5 protein-coding genes and 1 pseudogene are annotated in these 5327 nt (G+C 72.9%); all 6 read right to left on the bottom strand.

The genetic code is table 11. The features are described 5' to 3' along the window. Positions 1 to 659, bottom strand: a 659-nt coding sequence (locus B4M60_RS07900) for a PhoH family protein (RefSeq protein WP_414646768.1), incomplete at its 3' end; no start/stop codon positions are given. 125 nt (positions 660 to 784) lie between these two features. Next, positions 785 to 1582, bottom strand: a complete 798-nt coding sequence (locus B4M60_RS07895; RefSeq protein WP_291081992.1) for a 16S rRNA (uracil(1498)-N(3))-methyltransferase — start codon at positions 1580 to 1582, stop codon at positions 785 to 787. Positions 1583 to 1586: 4 nt separating this feature from the next. Further along, on the bottom strand, positions 1587 to 2747 hold the full coding sequence (dnaJ, locus tag B4M60_RS07890) for a molecular chaperone DnaJ (RefSeq protein ID WP_291081989.1): 1161 nt from the start codon (positions 2745 to 2747) through the stop codon (positions 1587 to 1589). 69 nt (positions 2748 to 2816) lie between these two features. Continuing rightward, on the bottom strand, positions 2817 to 3857 hold the full coding sequence (gene hrcA, locus B4M60_RS07885) for a heat-inducible transcriptional repressor HrcA (protein WP_291081987.1): 1041 nt from the start codon (positions 3855 to 3857) through the stop codon (positions 2817 to 2819). A 48-nt stretch (positions 3858 to 3905) separates the two neighbouring features. After that, positions 3906 to 5120 carry a radical SAM family heme chaperone HemW gene (gene hemW, locus B4M60_RS07880; RefSeq protein WP_414646766.1) on the bottom strand — a complete coding sequence of 405 codons (1215 nt, stop codon included), beginning with the start codon at positions 5118 to 5120 and terminating at the stop codon, positions 3906 to 3908. Next, positions 5117 to 5327, bottom strand: a pseudogene (locus B4M60_RS07875) (hypothetical protein); the annotation flags it as partial. The pseudogene B4M60_RS07875 and the gene hemW, both read right to left, overlap by 4 nt.

Raw genomic sequence — 5327 nt, 5'->3', positions numbered from 1 at the left:
GCCTCGTCGAGGATGATGAACGCGTCGTTGAGGGTGCGCCCGCGCATGTACGCCAGCGGCGCGACCTCGATCACCCCGGCCGCCATCAGCTTGGGTATCGTCTCGGGGTCCATCATGTCGTGCAGCGAGTCGTACAGCGGGCGCAGGTACGGATCGATCTTCTCGTGCAGGGTGCCCGGCAGGTAGCCGAGCCGCTCCCCCGCCTCGACGGCCGGCCGGGTGAGGATGATCCTGCTGACGTCCTTGGCGCGGAGCGCGGCGACGGCCTTGGCCATCGCGAGGTAGGTCTTGCCGGTACCGGCGGGGCCGAGCCCGAACACCACCGTGTGCTCGTCGATCGCGTCGACGTAGCGCTTCTGCCCCACCGTCTTGGGCCGGATCATGCCCCCCCGCCGGGAGAGGACGTCGGTGCCCAGGACCTCCTCGGGGGTGAGGGGGCCGGAGTCGGCGAGGATCTCGACCGACCGACGTACCGAGGCCGGGGTGATCTCCACACCCCTGCGCGCCTGCCGCAGCAGGTCGGCGACCACCCGCGAGGCCTGGTCGACGGCCCTCGGGGCACCGGAGATGGTCATGGTGCCGCCCCGGACGTGCAGGTCGGCGTCCAGCAGATCCTCAAGGGACCGCAGGTTGGCGTCCGCCGCACCGAGCACCGCCATGGCCAGGTCGGGGTCGAGTTGGACCGCGGTGCGGGCGGGCGAGTCGCCGGAGTTCCGGCGGGCGACTCCCGGATCGGCCCCGGCCGTCCCGGTGACTGCGTCGTTCTCTGGGGTGCTTACGTGGATCACTCCCTGGGTGGTGGTGCGGATGAGTCGAGTGTAGTCCCCGGGGCGGCCCATCTCCGCGTGAGAACGCCGAGGGCCGAGAGGGCGACCGCGGCGGCCGTGGACGTGCGCAGGACCTCGGGTCCCAGCACCACCGCGCGTGCCCCGACGTGGGAGAGGGAGTCGATCTCGGCGTCCGAGACGCCGCCCTCGGGTCCGACGACGAGGAGGATCCGCTCCCCGACCGGCCCCGCGGTCACCGCGTCGGCGAACGGGACGGAGCCGTCCTCGTGGAGCACCAGCGCAGTGGCACCGGCGGCGACCTCGGCGGCCACGAGCGCGGTGAGGGCCGTGGAGTCGACCAGCTCGCCGATCTCCGGCTCCCACGCCCGCCGCGACTGCTTGGCCGCGGCCCGCGCCGCGTTCTCCCACTTCGCCCGACCCTTGTCGATCTTGGGACCGGCCCACCGGCTCACGCAACGGTCGGCCTGCCACGGCACGATCCGGTCGGCGCCGGCCTCCGTGGCCAGCTCCACCGCGAGCTCCGAGCGCTCGGACTTCGGCAGCGCCTGCACCACCGTCACCTCGGGCGAGGGCCGGCGCACGTCCTCGCGGGCGATCACGTCCGCCTCGACCCTGCGCTGGTCGGCCGTCGTGACCCGACAGTCCGCCACGGCCCCGCGGCCGTCCCCCACGCGGACCCGCTCCCCGGGTCGCACGCGCAGCGCCGCCCCGGCGTGTCTGCCCTCGGCGCCGTCGAGGACGACGGACCCGCCGACCGGGGGGACGGCCGAGACCCGGAAGAGAGGCGGGGTCACCGGGTCAGTGGCCCGCGACCGCGTCGCGCAGTCGGGAGAACAGTCCGCCGCGCCGGGCGGTGTCCTCGTTGACGACCTCGGTCGACGCGCCGCCGAGCGTGCGCAACTGCTCCACGAGGTCGCGCCGCTTCCGGTCGAGCTTCTCGGGGACGACCACCTCCATGTGCACGGTGAGGTCACCGGCCCCGCCCCCGCGGACCCGCGGCATGCCGCGGCCGGTGAGGGTGACGGTGTGTCCCGGCTGGGTTCCCGCGGGGATCTCGATCTCGAGGTTCTCGCCCACCACGGTCTCCAGCTCCACGCTGCCGCCGAGGATGGCGTCCACGACCGGGACGCGGACCGTGCAGTGCAGGTCCTCCCCGTCTCGCACGAACACGGGGTGAGTGCGCTCGTTGACCTCGATGTAGAGGTCACCGGCCGGGCCTCCACCGGGCCCGACCTCGCCCTGACCCGCCAGCCGGATGCGCATCCCGCCGCCGACGCCGGCGGGGATCTTGGCGGAGACGGTGCGGCGCTTGCGGACCCGTCCCTGCCCGGTACAGGACCCGCACGGGTCGGTGATGACCTCGCCGGTGCCCGAGCAGGTGGGGCACGGGCGGCTGGTCATGATGTTGCCCAGCAGCGAACGCTGGACGGACTGGATCTCGCCCTGCCCCTGGCACATCCCGCACTTCGCGGGCGGGGCGTCGCCGGCGGAGCCCTTGCCGTGGCAGGACTCGCAGAGGACCGCGGTGTCGACCTGGATCTCCTTGGTGACGCCGGTCGCGCACTCGTCCAACGTCAGGTTCACACGGATGAGCGCGTCGGAACCCGGCTGCACGCGGCTGCGCGGCCCGCGGCCACCACCCCCGCCGCCGCCGCCGAAGAACGCCTCGAAGACGTCGCCCAGGCCACCCCCACCGAACCCGCCGCCGCCGAAGCCGCCGCCGTACCCGCCGCCGGGCGAGGAGTCGAGTGGGTCGCCACCCATGTCCACGATCCGGCGCTTTTCCGGGTCCGTGAGCACCTCGTACATCGCCGTGATCTCGGTGAACCTCTCCCGCGCCTCATCCGACGGGTTGACGTCGGGGTGCAGCTCACGGGCGAGCTTGCGGTAGGCGCGCTTGATCTCGGACTCCGAGGCACCCCGATCGACCCCGAGGGTTCCGTAGTAGTCGCGTGACACGTGTCGCCTTTCGTCTGAACTGGATCTGAAACCGGATATGGGACGTGGTCCCGGACGAGGCTACGGGCGTCAGTGCCCGGACAGGATCTCGCCCACGTAGTGGGCAACAGCGGCGACCGAGGCGATTGTTCCCGGGTAGTCCATCCGTGTGGGCCCGAGCACCCCCATCCCGCCCAGCATCTGCCCGTCGGAGCCGTAGACGGAGGAGACGACCGACGCGCCCCTGATCTCCGCCGCCTGGGTCTCCTCGCCGATCTGGACCGTGACCCCCGCGGGGCCGCCCCGACCCACCGCCTGCGCGGCCGAGAGCAGCCTCAGGATCACCACCTGCTCCTCCAGCGCCTCGAGGACCGAGCGCAGGGAGCCGTCGAAGTCGGCCGCGTTCCGGGTGAGATTGGCCGTCCCGCCCAGGACGATCCGATCGTCGGGCTGCTCGACGAGCGTCTCCACCAGCACCGTGACGCATCGCGCCGCGGCGTCGCGGTACCCGGGCCGAGCGCGCTCCGGTGTCGCCGAGAGCGACTCGGCCGCGTCCCCGAGCCGCTTGTCGGCCACCGCCTCGGACAGCAGCGTCCGCAGCTCCGCGAGGTCCTCGCCCGCCAGCGGGGCACCGAGTTCCACGGCCCGCTGGTCCACGCGTCCGGTGTCGGTGATGACCACCAGGAGGAGGCGGGTCGGCGCCAGGCTCACCACCTCCAGGTGGCGGACGGTGGAGCGCCCGAGGACCGGATACTGGACGACGGCGACCTGGCGGGTGAGTTGCGAGAGCAGGCGCACCGCGCGCCGGAGGACGTCGTCCAGGTCGACCGCGCCCTCCAGGAATGCCTGGATGGCCCTGCGTTGGGCGCGGGACAGCGGCGTGATCTCCTCGATCGAGTCGACGAAGTGCCGATACCCCTTCTCCGTGGGGATCCGCCCGGAACTGGTGTGGGGTTGGACGATGAAGCCCTCGGCCTCGAGGACGGCCATGTCGTTACGGATGGTCGCGCTCGACACGCCCAGGGAATGGCGGTCGACCAGCGACTTGGACCCGACCGGCTCCTGCGAGGCGATGTAGTCGGAGACGATCGCGCGCAAGACCTCGGTCCTACGATCGGCCGTACTCGACATGGGTTCCTCCTCCTCGCGGTCGCGTCCCGTCGATTCTAGGACAGGCGCTCAGAGGAGCACGTCGCGCACGACGCCGTCCGCGAGCAGCCGGCCCGCCTCGGTGAGCGCGTATCCGGGCCCGAGCCCCGCCCCGGACCGACGCCGGAGCAGGCCCGCCTCGACCTGGAGGTCCGCCCGCGTCCGCTCACCGGTGGTGAACGCCTCGTCCGGCAACCCCTCCGCCAGGCGGAGCCCGGTCATGATCCGCTCGAGGTGACGGTCGGCGTGGTCGAGCGTCTCCCCACCCTCGACGGGCAGGTCCCCCGCGTCGCACGCCGCGGCGTAGCGGGCCGGGTGCCGGAGGTTCCACCACCTGTGTCCGGCGACGTGGGAGTGCGCACCCGGGCCGATGCCCCACCAGTCCCCGCCACGCCAGTACCCCAGGTTGTGTCGGCAGTACCCGGACTCGCCGGTCGCGAAGTTGGAGACCTCGTACCAGTGGAACCCGGAGCGGGACAGCCGGGCGGCGACCTGCTCGTAGCGGTCGGCCAGCACGTCCTCGACCGTCCCCGGGAGTTCACCCCTGCGGATCCGCCGGGCCAACGCGGTGCCGTCCTCGACGATGAGGGAATAGGCGGACACGTGGTCCACGCCGGAGGCCACGACGGCGTCGAGGGTGCGCGCGAGGTCGTCGTCGGTCTCCCCCGGTGTCCCGTAGATCACGTCGAGGTTGACGTGCTCGAAGCCCGCCCGTCGCGCCTCGGCGACCGCCTCCTGCGGGCGGCCCGGGGTGTGGACCCGGTCCAGGACGCGCAGGACGTGGGCGGCGGTGGACTGCATGCCCAGGGAGATCCGGGTGTACCCGCCCTCCCGCAGCCGGTCGAAGAACTCCGGCGACGTGGACTCCGGGTTGCTCTCGGTGGTCACCTCGGCGCCGGGGGTGAGTCCGAAGGTCGACCTGATGCGGTCGAGCATCCCCACCAGGACGTCCGCACCGACGAGGGACGGCGTCCCCCCGCCGACGAAGACCGTGTCGACCGTGGGCGGGGTTCCGGCCCCGGCGAGGACCGCCGCGGCGCGCTCGATCTCCAGGGTGGCGGCCCGTTCCCAGTCGGCGGGCGAGGTGGCCGAACCGAGCTCGCCCGCCGTGTAGGTGTTGAAGTCGCAGTAGCCGCAGCGGGACGCGCAGAACGGGACGTGCAGATAGATCCCGAACGGGGCGTCCGCATCACGCTCCGGTGGGGACAGCGCGAGCCGGACGGGGTCGTGGGGCCCGGCGGTCACGCCTGACCGGACGCGGATCCCGTCCCGATCTCACCACCCGTCGGAGTGCTGGCCGAGTCGGAGGCGGCGGGAGCGGACACGGTGGACGTGGGTGCTGCGGGGGTGGGCGCTGCGGGAGTGGGCGCGACCGGCTTCGATCCCGTCGGCTTGGCCGCGGCATTCTTCGCGCGCGTGGCACCCTTGGCCGCGGCCTTCTTGGCGGGCGCG

The organism is Dietzia sp. UBA5065 (assembly GCA_002415925.1).
In the GTDB taxonomy this organism is placed as follows: Bacteria; Actinomycetota; Actinomycetes; order Mycobacteriales; family Mycobacteriaceae; genus Dietzia.
Note: the sequence above shows the minus strand (reverse complement) of the source record. Positions and strands in the feature narration are given on the sequence as shown.